Below are 18687 nucleotides of genomic sequence, written 5' to 3'. Positions count from 1 at the left end.
CTATTGATTAATTTACTTTCTATTAAAATATTTTATCGAAAATAATTCTCATTACTATTGATTAAGATTAATTATTTAATGATAATCACTCTCGTTTTCACTTTTAAAATCATTAGCTATGCGATTTAACCGCTCTTCTCTCAGTTTTGCTATCTTAATTGCGCTGAGTACTTCTATTCACGCTAATGATCTTTCACAAACTGCAACATCCGCATCAATTGATTCACCTATTCCTCTTATCCCCATTGTGATGCAGGCAGAAAAAACTGACGAAACAGGAACAACTGTCTATACAAAAGAAGATTTAGACAAAATACCGAATAGCTCAAAGAACATTAGCGATTTGTTAAAGGTCAATCCGAATGTGCAATTTGATAAAAGCTATAGAAGTGGAAAACAGCAAGGTGAATTATCCCCTGCTGAAATCAGTATTAATGGCAGCCTGCCTTATGAGAATAAATTTTTAATTAATGGATTAAGCATCAATAATAATATTAATCCAGCTGGAGGCTCTAACAACAACTCCAATATGGATTTGATGGGCAGTTCGCAAACTGTAGCAGTAAATACTGATTTAATTTGCAATTTAACCGTTTTAGATAGCAACATTAGCGCTGAATATGGTGAGTTTACTGGCGGCGTAGTTAGTGCTGACACATGTATGCCTAAAACTGCTATTGGCAAGATTCATGGTTCTTTGAGCTATGACTATACGTCCGATCACTGGTCTAGAATTAATTATATAAATGAAACCGAACAAGAAAAATTTGAAAATTCAACCGGTAAAGATTATCAGCGTTACTTTACCAAACAAGGTATAAGTGCAACTACATATGGCAATTTGACTGACAACTTAGGATTAAATGTCTTTGGCTCATATCGCCGCTCCGACATTCCCTTGCAAACCGAATTACTTGAGCCTTCTAAGTTCGATCAACAACGTGAATCAAGCAATGCAGGTTTTGAAGCATTCTATACCCCTAACGATCAAACCAGCCTAAAATTTGGTACACAATTTTTTGAATCAGAAGGATTATATTTCCAATCCAATTCATTAGATTCTGATTCTATTCACACTTCCAATAGCCAAAATTTTTATATTAATCTTAAAAACAAACTGAACCATGTCGATATTGAGCAACAGCTAAATTACCAAACCCAAACTGCAGCACGAGATGGCGAACAAGATGCATATGCCTGGACAAAATCCATTACAAAAAACTGGTCAGAAAAAACTGCTCAAAATGAAGGGACTTTTGGCAGCATGGAACAGCAAGAAGAAAAACTAGAATATTCTTTCAAGGCACTCTTTGAGCCTATACAAACAGACAACTTTAGCCATACTTTTAAAATGGGTGCCGGTTATGGTCATTATGAAGCATATTGGGCAAGACCTGTGGATACATATTGGTATACCGGTTTTGCAAATTTGAATGGCAATAGCTGTAGGGCTCCCGATGGTACATCTTATGATGCTTGTGATGAAGGTAGAACCATACTCAGCAATTATCAAGGGCAATTCCTAAAAAATCGTTTTTCCTACCGTGAAGGCATTATTGATGTTCAACAAGACCGTTGGCATGCTTTCTTAGAAAATAAAATTCAGTGGAATAAGTACATTACCGCAACTTTAGGTTTTAGAACAGACTATGACAGTTTAACCAAAAACAATAATATCGCTCCACGAACAGCTTTTGTATTCAGGCCATGGGGAGATGATCACTTTTTGATTACCACAGGATGGAATCGTTATTATGGGTTAAATGCTTTTTTTAATGAGCTCCAAGATCGCAAGGATCGTTTACAAACCAAAGAAACACGAAATAATGCCAATGAAGCATGGAAGACAGATGACTCTTATGCCATTGCAACTGGATTACGTTCAGAACTCAATACGCCCTATTCAGATGAAATACTTTTTGCAATGAATGGAAAATATCGAAATTTAGATATGGGCTTAAAGTGGGTTAATCGCGACAACAAAGACCAGATTAATCAAACTACCTCAATTATGAGACCTGAAATTACGGGTTCTACAACACAAAAAACGTGGACTTATGATAATTCCGGACGATCAGAATCAAATATTTATACTTTTACCATAAAGAATATTAATCCTATTGAATTGAGAAACTCTTTCCATCATTTGAGCTTAGCTGCAGATTACACTGATACAACCCGTAACTTTACAGATTACACCACGAACTACAATGGGACATCTGAAGTCTACTACGGCGGTAAACTAATTAATGCCAGAGAGATACCAGCTTCGAATTACAATACCCCATGGACAGTACGGTTAGGATGGGATATTCAATTCAGCAATACGCCATTACGAATCAATAATTTCTTTAGCTACCGAGCAAAAATGGATGCAATGCAACGAAAAGCATTAGGCTATACAGATAGTGATGGTCATCAATATGACCTGTTTACGCCTATTGAAACAAAAAACGCATTTAATTGGGATATTCGGGCCACTTACCTAATTTCAGTTTCTAAAAACCTGGATTCCATCTTAGGTCTGACTGTAAACAATGTGATAAATCGACATAATAGCTATGTAAATAATGAGGGAACTACGAACTCTGAAATCGGTCGCCAGTTTATTGCCGATATTACTTTTAAATTCTAATTTTAACAGTTTAACTCCTGAGCACTACGGTGCTCTTTTTTTATGGCAGTTTGCATGCTAACGTTAGTGCCTTTAAATGAAGGTTATGCCGATTATGTTGAAAAAAGTTTTTATTGTTTTAATGATTTTGCTTCCTTCGGCTGTATATTTATATCTCGCCAGCAAAGATGCAGAGCAGGCTAGAGAATCCTCTCCTGCAGCACCTAAACAAATACCCGCACAAGAACAATCACAAAAATATCAAACCCCAGACCACTAATGCCTAATTTTAAACGTGCCTTACTCTAAAGGGTAATTTATCGGTTTTATAGCTCTTAACTTCATTCTTTTTTAAATGTAAATACATTTTAATGGCAAGAAAATATTCAGACCATTTTCAAATTGAATTGTTTATCGTGCAATTTACTTTTTAAATTGTCATTTTTTATGCAAGCAATTCAATATTTAAAAAATAATCCAATTACAGGTTTGACAGCCCCATTAAAAATCCATAATATACGCATCACCTCCTAACGACCCTATCGTCTAGAGGCCTAGGACATCGCCCTTTCACGGCGGTAACCGGGGTTCGAATCCCCGTAGGGTCGCCATATATCGTGCTATACGATCATTCAAGCTTCAATACTTCTCATTATTACATTGCAGATTTGTAGTTTTTCACTACAATAGCTCGCTTCATTTGTCTTTTTTATTTTTCTCTTATGCAGTCATCTCATACTCCGAATGATGCTTCGCATCAGGGCAATTCTGCGCCTTTAAAACGCGCTATGAGTACTCGACACCTGGTCATGATTTCGCTTGGTGGCGCAATCGGAACAGGTTTGTTTTTAGGTTCGGGTGAAGTCATTGCACAAACGGGGCCTGTAGGTGCAATCATCTCCTATGTATTGGGCGGTTTAATTGCCTATGCTGTTATGCTTTGCTTAGGCGAGCTTGCGGTACATATGCCCGAATCGGGTTCTTTTGGTACATATGCACGAAATTATATTGGTCCAGGTACCGGGTATACCGTAACTTGGCTTTACTGGTTAACTTGGGCAGCGACACTCGGTACAGAATTTACCGCTGCTGCATTGCTGATGCAGGAGTGGTTTCCTCACGTATCGGTCTGGTTATGGACCATTGTTTTTGCTGCGGTGGTTTTCGGCTTAAATATGAGTTCAACCCGCTGGTTTGCCGAATCTGAATTTTGGTTATCTTTAGTTAAAGTACTGACTGTTATTGCTTTTATTTTACTGGGACTATTGGCCATTTTCGGCATTTTAAACTTTAATGGTTATGAGTCTGCTCCCTTGTTTAGCAACTTAACCGCTCAAGGCTGGTTCCCACAAGGCTTGTTCCCCATTTTTGCAACCATGCTGATTGTCAATTTTGCCTTCTCTGGTACTGAATTGATTGGTGTTGCTGCAGGTGAAACCAAAGACCCAGCCAAGAATGTCCCTAAAGCCATCAATGCAGCTATTTGGCGTTTATTGATTTTCTTTGTCGGTACCATCGTGGTGATCAGTGCGCTGTTACCGCATCAAATGGCCGGCCTAAATGCCGAAGGCGTTAGTAGCAGTCCCTTTGTTACTGTATTTACCCATATCGGTATTCCATACGCTGAAGACATTATTCGTTTTGTGATTATCACAGCATTATTGTCTGCGGCAAATTCGGGTTTATTTGCTGCATCACGTATGATGTGGTCTTTGTCTGATAAAAAACAGTTACCTGCGGTTTTCTCTAAAGTGAATCATCGCGGTATTCCCTTTGTGGCCGTGGTGGTCACCATGCTGGGTGCCTTACCTGGTCTATTGTCTGAACAATTTGCCCCAGAGACTATCTTTAAGAACTTACTGGGTGTTGCAGCATTCACAATGGTGATTGTATGGATGAGTATCTGTTTAAGCCAGTTCAATTTCCGTCGTCAATGGTATAAACAGGGTCACAGCGCAAAAGACTTAGGTTTTGCTGCGCCATTGTTTCCTCTTGTGCCCATTTTAGGTTTTGTGTTCTGTTTTATCACGGCAATAAGCATGGCATTCGACCCTGAAATGCTGCCTGGCTTTATTGGGTGCTTGATCTTTATTGCAGCTTGTTATCTCAGTTACTATGTTTTCTACCGGAAGCAAAACTAACACAGAAAAAGAGTGGTCAAGTACCACTCTTTTTTTTAAGCTAAATAAAGACAATAACTTCTATAAACAACATGAGCCGGTATGAAAATCATTTTTATTCACGGTATGAACCAACAAAATTATGATGAAAAGTCATTAAAAAAACATTGGTCAAATGTATTTCAAATCGGTTTAAATCATTCCGGGCAAAATATTGATGTTAATTCACTGGAAATCAAGCTGCCCTTTTATGGTGATTTACTGAGCAAGCATCACTTGTATAACACTGTGGATTTAGACACATTTTTACCCAAATCAATTTCACATCTGCATCTCCCCTTTTACTTAGGCCACAATACCTGTATTGATCAAGAACATAGACCTTGCGTCACCTCCTTACCCACCTTTAATCCAAATCATTCTGAAACGCTTACCCAACGTTTATCCATCATTTCTGCGCTCACTAAAGATCATGCTTTCAGAGAATTATCCTTGTTTCTTAATCATTATCCCAAACTGCATGAAACACTGATTCATAAATTTTTAATTGAAACTTATCTGTATTTATCTAATCCAGATTTTATGCATGAGGTACATCACAGGATTATGTCGCATCTTGATCCCAATAAAGATCATATTATTGTGGCACATTCACTAGGCTCTGTGATTGCTTACAATCTCCTCCATCGATTCAAAAATTTTAGGTTACAGCGCTTTATTACTCTGGGATCACCGCTCGCCTTTAAAGTGGTTCAAGCCAAACTGGTTGCACCGATTTCCCGACCGCCTCAACTGCATGGTGACTGGTTTAATTTTTATTCACCTGAAGACTTTTTAACAGCCTTCCCCCTCTCCGAAGCCCCTTTTAATTTCGATCCCCCGATTATTAATCAGGCAATTATGACGCTGATCAATAATCCCCATAATATTAGCGGCTACCTGCAGCATCCTGCTGTGATTAAAAGCATTGTCGAGGCCTTAAACTGAAAAAACAGGGCATTTCAGAGTATATTCCACCTATTTGTTTTATTTTTATTCACTTGATTAAGTTTTTAAAGATTATCCCGGAAAAAGGTTTGACAGGGTATCATATCCACCCTATTATACGCCCACCTCTGAAACGTCCCCATCGTCTAGAGGCCTAGGACATCGCCCTTTCACGGCGGTAACCGGGGTTCGAATCCCCGTGGGGACGCCAATTCATATAGATGACCCTATCGTCTAGAGGCCTAGGACATCGCCCTTTCACGGCGGTAACCGGGGTTCGAATCCCCGTAGGGTCGCCATATTCGAGATTGAAAAATCTCAACAAAAAGCCTGATCATGATGAATCAGGTTTTTTTGTTTTTAAATATTCTTAAATCCAAAATTTCTTTCTGCTTTATCCTTTCAAGACAGTAACATAATAAATTTAACCTTATGCCTATTCGCCTGTTCCACAAAACCAATTCACCTTCTCAACGCATTCTCTGGCTATAAGAAGAATTACAGCTCGATTATGAATTGGTCTTTTGTGATACCAAATCCCGACTCAAGAATTAGCACCACTCCAAAGCAATCATCCACCCACCAAATTTCCCACGATACACATTTTTGATGGCCATTCCGCTGAGGTCTTAGCCTCACTGAAACGGCTGCAATTGCCGATCACTTAAATCATCAATTAAATGATTTAGGTATCTCCCAGCTTTCTCTTCAAGAAATACACTTCTATTATTATTGGAAAAATTTTGCTGAAGCGACTTTTATGCCCGATTTAGCCCTGAAACAGATTTTTGCTCAAATTGTAGCAAGAACCCCTCTCCCCGTGAGACTGGTCAGTAAGTTTCTAAAGTTTGGCTTTGATCGAGGTTATTTAAATCATGCATTACAGCAGCATTTATTCATGATAAATGAACCTTTAAAAAGTACTTATATTTAGCTGCTAATCATTTCATCATTGCCGATGTTTTATTGTGGTTTCCACTATGGGCTTGCACCCAAGCCAATACAGAATTTTCATCCCTGCAAAATATTCAGTGCTATCTGTAACACATACAAAGCAGACCTACCTTTCAAAGCATATTAAAGAAAGGACAATGGTCTGCTTCGGAATTTCAATCTTATAGGTCTAAAGCGTGGTAAGCCACTTAAGCACTTCGACGTGAATTAACCCGACCTTTAATCATGGCTGTAATATTGCCTTTGGCATACTTAAAGAAAACTTTCAGTGGCGAGAGTTTTGGATTTGGACGTTTTCCTCGTGCGATCTCTTTAAACTGTGCGGCATACCAGATAATTTCCATGATCGCCATTTTATCGACCATGGGAATACCGGTTTTAATTTTATCTACCGCATAACGAACATCCTCCCCAGCAATCAGACGATTGGTTAAATCAGTTTCCACCGCCAACGGCCGTGCAATCCCAATAAATTCACATGCACCACTGTCCAGTGCAGCATTCATCCCTTCTACCGTACGGAAGCCACCTGTCACCATCAAATAACATTTTACTTGCTGACGAATCTTCTCCGCAAAATCGAGGAAATAGGCTTCACGGGCAATGGTGCTGACTTTACGTTTATCTGCTTTAGCTCCAGCCATTGCAGGTGCTTCATAAGTTCCACCAGAAATCTCGATCAGATCGATTCCCGCTGTATCAATCGCTTTAAAGACTGCAATTACTTCATCTTCAGTAATGCCACCCCGCTGGAAATCAGCTGAATTCAATTTTACGGAAATAATAAATTGATCCGAAGTGACTGCACGTACTGCTTTATAAATTTCTAGTAAAAAGCGCATACGATTTTCAATCGAACCACCCCATTGATCCTGACGTTTATTGGTTAATGGCGATAAAAACTGGCTGATCAGATAACCATGTGCACCATGCAGCTGTACGCCTTCGAAACCGGCTTTCTCGCAAATTTGAGCTGAAGTTGCAAAACGTTGAATAATGTCGAGAATTTCATCTTCACGTAATTCACGCGGTGTACCAAACGTGGTCGCCAGCATTGGACTAAAAGGCACTGCCGATGGTGCCACAGTTTCCTTATTTAAACCTTTAGGACACTGACGGCCTGGATGGGACAACTGGATCAGTTGCACCATGCCATGTTGTTTACCGATCTCTGCCCATTGCTTCAGCTGAACCAAATCACGCTCTGACTCAATTACCACCACGCCCGGTTCGTTTTTGGCACGGAAGTCCACCATCACATTACCGGTAATTGCACAACCCAGGTCACCTTTTGCCCACGCTTCATACAAACCCAAATGTAACTGACCCGGCTGACCTGCATCATTTGCCAAGGCTTCACTCATCGCACCTTTAATAATGCGATTTTTAAAGGGAGTATTTCGAATACTGATTGCTTCGGCAAGATGGCTCATATCCATATCCTGTTTTGTTTATATTTATAAAGAGTTAAAACTCTAAACTGATTATGCAATCCGTCAATGACTATTCTGACAATATGACTTGTCAGTAATTTTAAACATACTGGCTTGCTTCAATCAATTGACGGGTATATTCAGTTTTTGGATTTAAAAATAATTGTTCTGTGCTTTGAAATTCCAGCACTTGAGCATGACGCAGCACCAACACTTTTTGACACAATGCTTTCACCACCTGTAAATCATGGCTGATAAATAAATAACTGATCTGGTGCTCTTGCTGTAAATGTCTGAGCAATTTCACGATTGCACGCTGTGTAGTTCGATCCAGTGCCGAGGTCGGTTCATCCAAAATGAGTAACTTCGGTCGTAATACCAATGCTCGTGCCAATGCGACACGCTGCCGTTGCCCGCCTGACAATTCATGCGGATAACGCGTTTTAAAGCTAATGGGCAATTCTACTTTTTCCAAAGCTTCATCAATCCGCTGTGATATTTCAATTGCAGACAGTTTTTTTAAGCCCAACCCCTCACCAATGGTTTGCTCGACATTCAGCCGTGGATTTAAACTGCTAAACGGATCTTGAAACACAATCTGAAACTCGGCACGCAAGGGTCGTAACTGCTTTTCATTGCACTGGTTTAAATCTGTACCGAGCAGAACAATTTCACCATCACTTTTAATCAAGCGGGTAATCGCCAGAGCCAGCGAACTTTTGCCCGACCCACTTTCCCCCACAATGCCAATCGATTCGCCTTGTGCCAACTTTAAATCTAAGGGTTCAACCGCTACAAAGTAGTCTTTGACTCGGTTCAGCAATCCTTGTTTAATCGGGAACTTCACCGCGACATTGTGTAAAGCCAAGATATTGGGGCTGTCTGCAATTTGAATTGCTTCGCCAAAATCATGATTCAGCAAATCTCGGGTATAGGCTTGTTTCGGGTTTTTAAAGATTTCCGCAACACTGCCCTGTTCTTCTACTACGCCTTTGTTCATCACAATCACCTGATCGGCATAGCGACGTACCAGATTTAGGTCATGACTGATCAGAATCATCGCCATCTGTCGGCTTTGCTGTAATGATTTAAGCAGATGTAAGATTTGCGCCTGTAAAGTCACATCCAAAGCGGTGGTGGGCTCATCGGCAATCAGAATGTCCGGATCTAAGGCCAATGCCATAGCGATCATCACCCGTTGACGTTGCCCACCGGAAAGTTCATGCGGATAACGGCGTAATTTCTCTTCAGGCTCGCTAATTCCGACATCATTCAGCAATTCAATAATGCGTGCCTGAGTCTTTTGTTTTGACCAGCCTTGCAGTAATAAAGTCTCGCCAATAATTTTCTCGACCCGATGCAACGGATTTAAAGCCGTCATCGGTTCCTGAAAAATCATGGCAATTTTATGACCCCGAACTTGTCTCAGCTGTTCAGTTTTAAGTGCTAGCAAATCCTGTTGGCCCAGCCTAGCCTGACCTTTTATTTTTAGCGTGCTGGATAACAGCCCAAGTAAAGCCAGACTACTAATCGATTTACCGGAACCACTTTCACCAACAATGGCAATAGTTTCACCTGCATGCAGCTGAAAATTCAGGTCATCCACCAAAACCTGCTGTTGATACTGAATATTAAGATGCTCTACAGTTAATAGCGCTTGCGGATTATTGGCGTCTTGGATCGAATGCATCACGTGTCGCCTCCCCGATATAAATCAATAAAGATAGAACAATCGCCAAGGTAAAGAAGCCCGAAAGCGCTAACCACGGTGCATTCAAATTGGATTTACCTTGTAATAATAATTCACCTAAAGATGCCGCATCCGGTGGCAAGCCGTAGCCTAAAAAGTCTAGGGCGGTCAAAGCAGTAATATTGGCGGTTAACATAAATGGTAGCTGCGACAAACTCGAACTCATGGCATTCGGCAAGATATGACGCAACATAATGGTTCGATCTGCCACACCCAGACTGCGTGCGGCACGGACATAATCCAGATTACGTGCCTTTAAAAACTCAGCACGAACCAGTCCCACCAAGGTGGTCCAGCCAAATAACAGCATAATCAGAAACAGCCAGTACACATTCGGGGTAAACATGCTGACCAGAATCATCACCATAAATAGCATCGGTAAACCGCCCCATACTTCCAGGATGCGCTGACCAAGCAGATCAATCCATCCACCATAATAGCCCTGAATCGCCCCGACAGCGATTCCAAGAATGGCCGAAGCAATGGTTAATGCAAAGCCAAACAATAGCGATACACGTAAACCATAAAGAATGCGCGCCAATACATCACGCCCCTGATCATCCGTGCCTAACCAGTTTTGGGAAGTAGGTGCAGAGGGTACTGGAACCGCCAGTTCCAGATTAGGTGTTTGGTAGGAATATTTAATCAGCGGCCAGACTGCCCAGCCTTTATCGTTAATGAGTTGCTGTACTACCGGATCTTTATAATCGGCTTCGGTTTCAAAGACACCGCCAAAAGTGGTTTCCGGATAGGATTTTAAAACGGGTACATAGAGAGAATGATCATATTTCACTAACAGCGGTTTATCGTTGGCAATCAATTCAGAAGCCAGCGACAACACAAAAATGACCGTGAAAACAATTAAACAAGTAAAGCCAAGTTTATTTTCCTTAAATCGTTTCAGGCGTGCATGCATTAAAGGTGACATTATTCTGCACCTCGCGAATCAAAATTAATACGCGGGTCAATCACCTGATACAGCACGTCACTAATTAAACGTAGAATCAAACCCAACAAGGTAAACAGGAACAATGTCCCGAAAATCACGGGATAATCACGCTGTTGAATGGCTTCAAAACCGAGTAATCCTAGACCATCCAGATTAAAAATGATTTCAATAAACAGGTTGCCGACAAAGAAAATACCAATCAGCGCTTCCGGTAAACCAGCAATTACAATCAACATGGCATTACGGAAAACATGACCATATAACACCCTTGATTCTGTTAAGCCTTTGGAACGCGCCGCCAAGACATATTGCTTGTTTAATTCTTCCATAAACGAATATTTGGTCAAATAGGTGAGGCTAGCAAAACCGCCAATCACCATCGCAAGCAAAGGCAAAGTCATATGCCAAAAATAATCTTTAATTTTCCCCAATACGCTCAGTTCACTAAAATTTTCTGAAACCAGTCCCTGGAGTGGGAACCACTGAAAATATGAACCGCCTGCAAAAAAGACAATCAACAAAACCGCAAAGACAAAAGACGGTACGGCATAACCGATCGCCAATAGCATGGAGGTGGATTTATCAAACAGCATGCCATGTTGCCGCGCTTTTTTAATGCCTAAAGGAATAGAAATCAGATAAATTAGCAAAGTGCTCCATAGTCCTAATGATAAGGACACCGGCATTTTTTCCCAGAGCAATTGGGTCACAGGCTTATCTTTAAAAAAACTGGTGCCAAAATCGAAAGTCACATAACTTTTCAGCATCATCCAGAAGCGTTCGGGTGCAGGCTGATCAAAACCATATTGCGCTTTAATCTTCTCGACCATTTCTTCGCTCAGGCCTTTTGCGCCCTGATAATTGCTTTTGGTCGCCGCGGTTTCACCACCAGTCGCACCTAGCCCCTGAAAAGCTTCTGCTTGTTGAATGGCTTGCTCGACCGGACCCCCGGGTGCAATTTGAATCACCACAAAGTTAATCAATAAAATGAAAAACAGTGTCGGAATAATCAGCAGCAGTCTTTTTAATATATATATGCCCATCGAAACGACGTTCCTTGTGCCTGTGCTCTTGCTTATTGTTGACCTAAATAATGAGTGACTTTTTTGGCTTGTTCTGCATCACTCCACCAATAGTCAATCCCTGTTGAAAGCTTGGGTTTAATCTTCGGCTGATGATACATGTTCCAATAGGCAAACCAGTTTTCACCTTTACCATAGGTCGGAATTTGATAATAACCGGCACGCAATAAACGATCCAGCACCTTGGTTCTGATGGCCAATTGCTCACGATCAGGTGCACGGATGACCTGCTGAATCACATCATCAATCACCGGATTTTTGATGCCGGCATAATTATAATTTCCCGGTTGATCTGCCGATGCACTGCCCCAGAACTGTGATTGCTCATTCCCTGGGTTGAGTGACTGTGGCATCACATTGGTGGTCATGTCAAAGTCTTTGCTGCGCATACGTTCAATGTATTGCGGCACATCAACATGACGAATGGCAACATCCACACCCAGACGTTTCATATTGCGTACAAACGGCATGAGGGTGCGTTGCAAACCGTCTTGATGAATTAAAAACTCAATCCGAATCGGTTTGCCTTTGGTATCGAGCAAACGACCACTCTTAAAGGTATAACCTGCTTGGATGAGTAACTGGCGTGCTGTCAGCAAATTATTACGGTTAAAACCACTGGCATCGGAGACTGGATATTTCCAGTCCTTTAAAACACCCTGACGTTGAATCGGATTGAGTTTGGCTAAATAGGGTTTTAAAACCGCCAGTTCTGCAGGGCTTGGAACACCCTTTGCTTCAAGCTCACTATTGGCAAAATAACTCTGTAATCGTCGATATTGTCCATAAAATAGCGCCTTGTTTTGCCATTCAAAATCGTATGCATAAGTAATCGCTTGACGAAATTTGATGTCTTGAAAAGGTGTACGGCGAGTATTAAACACAAAACTTTGCGTGGGAATCGGGTTATTGTGCTGAAACTTGTATTTCACCACCATCCCTGTTTTTACCGCTGGAAAATGATATTCCGTGACCCATTTACGCGCAGTAAACTCTTCATGCAGGGTATATTGACCCGACTTAAACCCCTCAAAAGCAATATCCAGACTGCGGTAATAAACATACTTCAACCGGTCAAAGTTATAACGCCCTTTATTGACCGGTAAATCTTTAGCCCAATAATTCGGGTTACGTTTATAGGTAATACTGCGACCAGCATCAATTCGATCAATCAGATACGGCCCTGAACCTAGAATCGGCTGCATGGTGACCCGGGTGAAATCCTTGTTCTGCCAATCTTTTTTCGAATAAATTGGCATTTGCGACAAGATCAGCGGCATTTCAGAATTATTGTCAGACTTGAAACTCATCTTTACCGTATATTTGGATAATACTTCGGTTTTATCCAAATCTGCCAGATACATTTGCAAACCCGGATTAGACTTGGTCTGATAAATATCAAAACTAAATTTTACATCTTCGGCAGTCACCGCACCGCCATCACTAAAGCGTGCTTTGGGGTTTAAATGGAAAATGACATATTTGGTTTGCTTGGGATCATACGTTACTTTCTCCGCTAGCAAGGGATACATCACCCCCGGTTCATCCAGTGAATTCGACATCAGCGAGTCAAATAGACGGTCAACGCCCTCTGTTGAACTGCCTTTGCCATTCATACTATTCAAGTTATCGAATGTACCATTACTTGCTGTACTTAAATAACCGCCTTTGGGAGCATTGGCATTTGCATAAGGCATGACCGATAAGCCTGCATATTTCGGCTGGCTATGAATTGCAATATAAGGCGTGGTCTGCACAGCAGCCCACAGTCCTTGCGTCAAAAGACTCACCCCACAGGCAAAACCAAAGCGTTTTGCTAAAGCAAATGACATCTAAAATGACTCCCTGTCTTTGCGTATAATTATAAGTTTGGCACTTTAATGACATCACCAATACGCAATTGAGTATTTGGTTGAATCGCATTCATTTCAGCAAGCTTTTCGCGATCCAAACCATAACGGTTGGCTAGACCAATCAAGGTATCACCGCGTTTGATTTTATAGTCAATTACTGTTTTAGGGACAACGATTTGCTGACCGACACGCAAGCCTGCACGTGCATTCAGATCATTCAACGATGCCAATTCAGCAACTGATATTCCGGCCCGACTGGCAATCGCATTTAAAGACTCGCCTGGTTTCACTGTGTAAGCATCAGCATTTTTTGATGATTTGACAGCTTTTATAGTTGGAGCGTCAATTTTCTCTTCAAGCGTCGGAAGCTCCCCTTCAATTTTCAAACGTTGCCCACTACGTAAACTTGAAGTTCGGGTTAAGCCATTTAATGCAGATAAATAATCCAGTTGTAAATGATATTTTTTGGCAATACTGCTTAATGTTTCGCCTGATTTTACAGTATGCGTATCCGGCTGTTTTTCGAAGCTGACTTTTTCAATTTTTGCTTCAACTTTGTCTTGAGCAGCTTCTTCACCACTCAGTTTTAAGCGCTGTCCAACACGCAAGCCTGTATTACGGTTAATGCCATTAATATTGGCAATATAATCCATGCCTAAATTATATTTAGCTGAAATAGCCGACAAACTATCACCCGATTGTACGGTATAACTTTCAGGAACATTTGAACCTGCAGGAATTTTAAGGGTCTGACCAACTTGTAAGCCGCTGCTATTGGATAATTTATTAAGTTGGGCTAATTCAGTTAAAGAAATTTTTGACTGTGCTGCAATACTGGATAAAGTATCACCCCGTTGCACACGATAGCTTTCAGTTATATACGAAGGTTCTACAGTAGCCGTTTCTACTTTAACTGCAGTGGCTTTTTCTTCCTGCTTCGTTTCTACTTTAATTTCTGCTTCTTGTAATGGAACATTAATTTTCTGCCCCACCATTAAGCTACTGCCCGCAGTTAAACCCTTGGTTAAATCTGCCAGCTCTTGATTAGACAAGGCATAACGGTCTGCAATCAGCTTTAAATATTCACCACGTTTGACCACATAGGACTTGGTTTTCACTTTAGCATTGGATTTTGCGTTACTGATCTTAGTTTCCGCCGTATCGGAATTACTTTGAGCAGTTTCTTTTAACGACAATTTTTGCCCAACACGCAAACCACTACTGACTGATAAATTATTGTAATCCGCAAGTTGTTTAACTGACATGCCAAACTGGCTAGCAACCCCAGTCAAGCTATCATTGGCTTGAACCACATAACTTTCAGGCTGCGTTTTTGACTTATTGCTGGCAGATGTTTCTGTGTTTTGCGGTTTAGCATCATATAGATAAATACTGGTTCCGACATAAAGCGCTGAGTTTGGATCAATCTGATTCCACTTCGCCACATCACGCCAGTTCAAACCATTTTTCATGGCAATCACAGCCAAGGTATCTCCTGGAAGTACAGTATAGGTACTGCGTTTTCCTTTAGGCGCAACCACCACAATTTCTGAATCCGTTTTAACGTAGTTTTTACCTTGGTTACGTTTCGCTTCGTCAGAATCAATTTTGGTATTTTCCGCTACCCCCTTAGGATAAGCAAAGCCTCTCGTTAACTCCTTCCCTTGTTGCTCTGCCACCGACTGACTGGTTTGAATCGCAGTGAGTTTAATTTTACCGTCAAATGGATCAATAATTTCTGTGCCTTGCGGTGCAAGGGCTTTAAGCTCTGCAACCACTTTGTCTTGTTCAGCTTTGCTGGCTACAGGTTGTAGCACTTGCTCGACTGTTTTATTTTCACCTTCAGCTTTCACTGCAGCCAAAATTTGCTCACGCTCAGCCGAAGACAATGGCGGCTCAACTGTTACCGGCTTAACATTTGCCACTTGAGTCACGGCTACAGGAATACGTGGCGCACTTGGAATATCGCTATTCGATGCAAACGATGCCAGTGCGGCTGAACCTTGAGGGGTAGAAAGAGGTGCCTTTGATGTGGAGGTTGTTGTTACCGGATTCGTAGCTTTAACCGCTGCAGTTACAACAGCTTGAGACGTTTTTGTAGGTGTCGTGGTTAATACGGGTGGAGCTGTTTTTATCGGATTAATCACTTGAGTGTTTAAGTCAGGCGGATTAGATTTTTCTGGCGTAAAGGGTTTTGCAGTACTTGCCCATAACCCCCCAGAACTGGAAGATAATTTTTTAAGTCGCGCATCAATCGATGGACTCAGGTCTGCCGGAATAATAATTCGCATTGGGCTTTCACTATCAATCAAATCTCCGCGATGCCCTGGATTTAATTGATATAGCTCAGCACGGCTCAAGCCGGTAATAGAAGCAATTTCATTTAAACTTACCGGGCCAACAGGCACTTCTCTAAAGTGTGGTCGGTTGGCAATCGGTGGTAAAGACACCCCATATGCGCCCGGATTTTTAATAATTTGTGCAACTGCCAGAAAACGTGGCACATAGTTCATGGTTTCCTGAGGCAATTTCAGTGACCAATAATCTGTCGGTAAACCTGCGGCTTTATTACGGTTAATTGCTTGCTGGATACGACCTGGACCTGCATTGTAAGCCGCCAAAGCCAATTCCCATGAACCGAACTGGTTGTACAAGCCTCCTAAAAACTCATACGCTGCACGCGTTGATTCAACCACATCACGGCGACCATCATATAAACTGGTTTGTTTTAAACCATAAATACGGCCGGTACTTGGAATGAATTGCCACATGCCGGCTGCTGCTGCACTACTGGTTGCTGCAGGGTCATAGGAACTTTCAATAATTGGCAATAAAGCCAGTTCAGTCGGCAAGCCACGACGCTCTGCTTCTTTCACCGTATGATAAAGATAACGTGAAGCACGCGCACTCAAACGATCTAAATACGGTTGACGCGAAATAAACCAACCGCGCTGCGCTTCAATACGAGAGTCCCAATGGGTTTGATCCATTTTAAAACCCACGGTCATGCGTTTCCAAACGTCACCGTGTTTTAAAATCAGCAGGCGATCACCCTCCACCGCGCGCATATCTGTGGCAGAAAGCAAATCTTCCAAGGAGTCCAGACTATTGGCGTCCAGATATCCCGAACCAACCAGTTTCGATTTTGATCCTTGCGTTGCACTTTGGCTCGAGGAACAGCCAGTCAGACCTAGCGCAGCTAAAGCTGAACCCAATACTGTAATTTTAAAAAATTTGGGTAATAAAGGCTGCCCCAAAATCGCGGTTGGTTTATACATAAAGAAATCCAGACAACTCGTATAAAATTTATTTTTTAGATATGCCATTGTAGTGAAGCATGTCTTAGACACAAGGCAATAATTTAGCGCGATTTCACTATAAATGTTACAAGAAATTAAAAAATAAGCATGTTATACAGTTCAAAAGTGCAATTGCGTTATACAATATGCCATTCACACTGTTCAATTTGACTTTCACTCGTTCGGATTTGGTTTATATGACTCAAACAATCACACTCTATGTCGATGGCGCTTGTCGCGGCAATCCAGGTTTAGGCGGTTGGGGTGCATATGTCATTACTGAAACTGAAGAACATAAACTGTATGGCGGTGTACCGGAAACCACCAATAACCGCATGGAACTGACTGCGGCCATTGAAGGGATTAAGTTCTGTCCTACTGACGCCAAACTGATTATCTGGACCGATTCCAACTATGTGAAACAAGGCATTACCGAGTGGATTCATGGTTGGAAAAAGAAAAACTGGAAAGATGTTAAGAATCCTGATCTGTGGAAATTGCTTGACGCAACCTGCCAGGGCCGCGACATTGAATGGAACTGGATTAAAGGTCATGCTGGACACCCAGGCAATGAAATGGCAGATCAACTCGCCAACTTAGGTGCAGATCAAACCTTAAAAGCCATGAGAAATGCATCATCAAAAGCGGAAAAACCATTAGAACAAACTGTCGTTTTAGATAAAAAAAAAGTGGAAAAGGACTGGCTCCTAGATGATCCTTTTGGTTTTGATTTAATCGAATCGGATGTGCAGGATGATACGGAAGCTTTAGAAAACTTAGAACAAGAAATGATTCAGCCTGAAGAGATGAATGACGAAGCTGAAGTTCAAGATGAGCTTATAGAAAGTGTTGCTCCTGACCTTTTAAATGTAGAACATCCACATATTATGATTACGCCACGAACCAAACAGGTTCATGGTCCGCGCCAACTGATTCTGGATACGGAAACCACCGGCTTCTACTTTCAGGATACTGACCGGATTATTGAGGTCGGTGCCATTGAAATGGTCAACCGTAAACTGACGGGTAGTTCCATTCATATTTATATCAATCCGAAAAAACCAGTCGGTGATTCTGAAAACATTCATGGTATTTCAGATGCCTTTTTACAAGACAAACCTGTGTATGCAGAAATTGCCGATGTACTTTTTGAGTATTTAAAAGGCGCAGAAATTATTGCGCATAACGCCAGCTTCGATATGAACTTCTTGAACATGGAGTTCAAACGTGCGGGCTTTGTGGCTTTATCAGAAGTGTGTAAGGTTACTGACACCTTAGCCATGGCGAAAAGCAAACATCCAGGGCAGAAAAACTCCCTGGATGCGTTGGTTCGCCGTTATGAAATTCCACAACGAGACCGTACTTTTCACGGTGCCTTACTCGATGCTGAAATTTTAGCTGATGTCTATTTAGCTATGACGGGTGGTCAAGTTTCCTTCGATATGGATACCTTGACCGAAAGTGAGCAACAAGAGGCACAGACCGCACGTCTAAGTGTACAAATAGATCTTCCTGTTATCCTGCCTTCAGAACAGGAACTTGAAGCACATGAGACATGGGTCAAACAATTTGAAGAAAAACATGGAACAGCTTGTCTTTTTGCAAAATAAAATCTACATTTCTAGTGGTTTTTTGTATTTAAACGT

The 18687-nt window shown here is 41.4% G+C and carries 11 protein-coding genes, 3 tRNA genes and 1 pseudogene; 9 read left to right on the top strand and 6 right to left on the bottom strand.

Translation table 11 applies throughout. From position 1 onward, the window contains the following. Nucleotides 1–118: 118 nt before the first annotated feature. The 8 genes and pseudogenes from ACP69Y_RS07975 to ACP69Y_RS07940 all read left to right on the top strand — a co-directional run bounded on the left by ACP69Y_RS07975 (nucleotide 119) and on the right by ACP69Y_RS07940 (nucleotide 6858). Nucleotides 119–2635 (top strand): TonB-dependent receptor plug domain-containing protein, encoded by a 2517-nt coding sequence (locus ACP69Y_RS07975; RefSeq protein WP_425917693.1) that lies wholly within the window; start codon nucleotides 119–121, stop codon nucleotides 2633–2635. 94 nt (nucleotides 2636–2729) lie between these two features. Further along, nucleotides 2730–2894, top strand: coding sequence for a hypothetical protein (locus tag ACP69Y_RS07970; RefSeq protein WP_425917691.1), 165 nt, complete (start codon nucleotides 2730–2732; stop codon nucleotides 2892–2894). A gap of 255 nt (nucleotides 2895–3149) precedes the next feature. After that, nucleotides 3150–3225, top strand: a tRNA-Glu gene (locus tag ACP69Y_RS07965). A 111-nt stretch (nucleotides 3226–3336) separates the two neighbouring features. Next, nucleotides 3337–4755, top strand: a complete 1419-nt coding sequence (locus tag ACP69Y_RS07960) for an amino acid permease (RefSeq protein WP_425917689.1) — start codon at nucleotides 3337–3339, stop codon at nucleotides 4753–4755. An 81-nt stretch (nucleotides 4756–4836) separates the two neighbouring features. Beyond that, nucleotides 4837–5721, top strand: a complete 885-nt coding sequence (locus ACP69Y_RS07955) for a hypothetical protein (RefSeq protein WP_425917687.1) — start codon at nucleotides 4837–4839, stop codon at nucleotides 5719–5721. 135 nt (nucleotides 5722–5856) lie between these two features. Continuing rightward, nucleotides 5857–5932: transfer RNA gene (locus ACP69Y_RS07950), tRNA-Glu, on the top strand. Nucleotides 5933–5944: 12 nt separating this feature from the next. Continuing rightward, nucleotides 5945–6020: transfer RNA gene (locus tag ACP69Y_RS07945), tRNA-Glu, on the top strand. 133 nt (nucleotides 6021–6153) lie between these two features. Then, nucleotides 6154–6858: pseudogene (locus ACP69Y_RS07940) on the top strand (glutathione S-transferase N-terminal domain-containing protein). Nucleotides 6859–6863: 5 nt separating this feature from the next. Here ACP69Y_RS07940 and ACP69Y_RS07935 read toward each other — a convergent pair. The 6 genes from ACP69Y_RS07935 to ACP69Y_RS07910 all read right to left on the bottom strand — a co-directional run bounded on the left by ACP69Y_RS07935 (nucleotide 6864) and on the right by ACP69Y_RS07910 (nucleotide 17020). Then, nucleotides 6864–8108, bottom strand: a complete 1245-nt coding sequence (locus tag ACP69Y_RS07935; RefSeq protein ID WP_425917685.1) for an NADH:flavin oxidoreductase/NADH oxidase family protein — start codon at nucleotides 8106–8108, stop codon at nucleotides 6864–6866. A gap of 100 nt (nucleotides 8109–8208) precedes the next feature. Then, nucleotides 8209–9798 (bottom strand): ABC transporter ATP-binding protein, encoded by a 1590-nt coding sequence (locus tag ACP69Y_RS07930; protein WP_425917936.1) that lies wholly within the window; start codon nucleotides 9796–9798, stop codon nucleotides 8209–8211. Beyond that, nucleotides 9773–10786 (bottom strand): ABC transporter permease, encoded by a 1014-nt coding sequence (locus ACP69Y_RS07925; protein WP_425917684.1) that lies wholly within the window; start codon nucleotides 10784–10786, stop codon nucleotides 9773–9775. Before ACP69Y_RS07925 ends, ACP69Y_RS07930 begins: the two co-directional genes overlap by 26 nt. Continuing rightward, the gene (locus ACP69Y_RS07920) at nucleotides 10786–11850 is read right to left on the bottom strand and encodes a microcin C ABC transporter permease YejB (RefSeq protein ID WP_425917682.1); all 1065 of its coding nucleotides are present in this window, start codon (nucleotides 11848–11850) and stop codon (nucleotides 10786–10788) included. Before ACP69Y_RS07920 ends, ACP69Y_RS07925 begins: the two co-directional genes overlap by 1 nt. Nucleotides 11851–11882: 32 nt before the next feature. Beyond that, nucleotides 11883–13721: an extracellular solute-binding protein gene (locus ACP69Y_RS07915; protein ID WP_425917680.1), complete on the bottom strand. Its 1839-nt coding sequence runs from the start codon at nucleotides 13719–13721 to the stop codon at nucleotides 11883–11885. A 29-nt stretch (nucleotides 13722–13750) separates the two neighbouring features. Continuing rightward, nucleotides 13751–17020, bottom strand: a complete 3270-nt coding sequence (locus ACP69Y_RS07910; protein WP_425917678.1) for a LysM peptidoglycan-binding domain-containing protein — start codon at nucleotides 17018–17020, stop codon at nucleotides 13751–13753. A gap of 218 nt (nucleotides 17021–17238) precedes the next feature. On the opposite strand from ACP69Y_RS07910, the gene dnaQ reads away from it, so the two are divergent. Next, nucleotides 17239–18651, top strand: coding sequence for a DNA polymerase III subunit epsilon (gene dnaQ / locus ACP69Y_RS07905; RefSeq protein ID WP_425917676.1), 1413 nt, complete (start codon nucleotides 17239–17241; stop codon nucleotides 18649–18651). Nucleotides 18652–18687: the final 36 nt, after the last annotated feature.

The organism is Acinetobacter sp. TSRC1-2 (genome assembly GCF_049895885.1).
Taxonomy (GTDB): Bacteria; Pseudomonadota; Gammaproteobacteria; order Pseudomonadales; family Moraxellaceae; genus Acinetobacter.
Note: the sequence above shows the minus strand (reverse complement) of the source record. Positions and strands in the feature narration are given on the sequence as shown.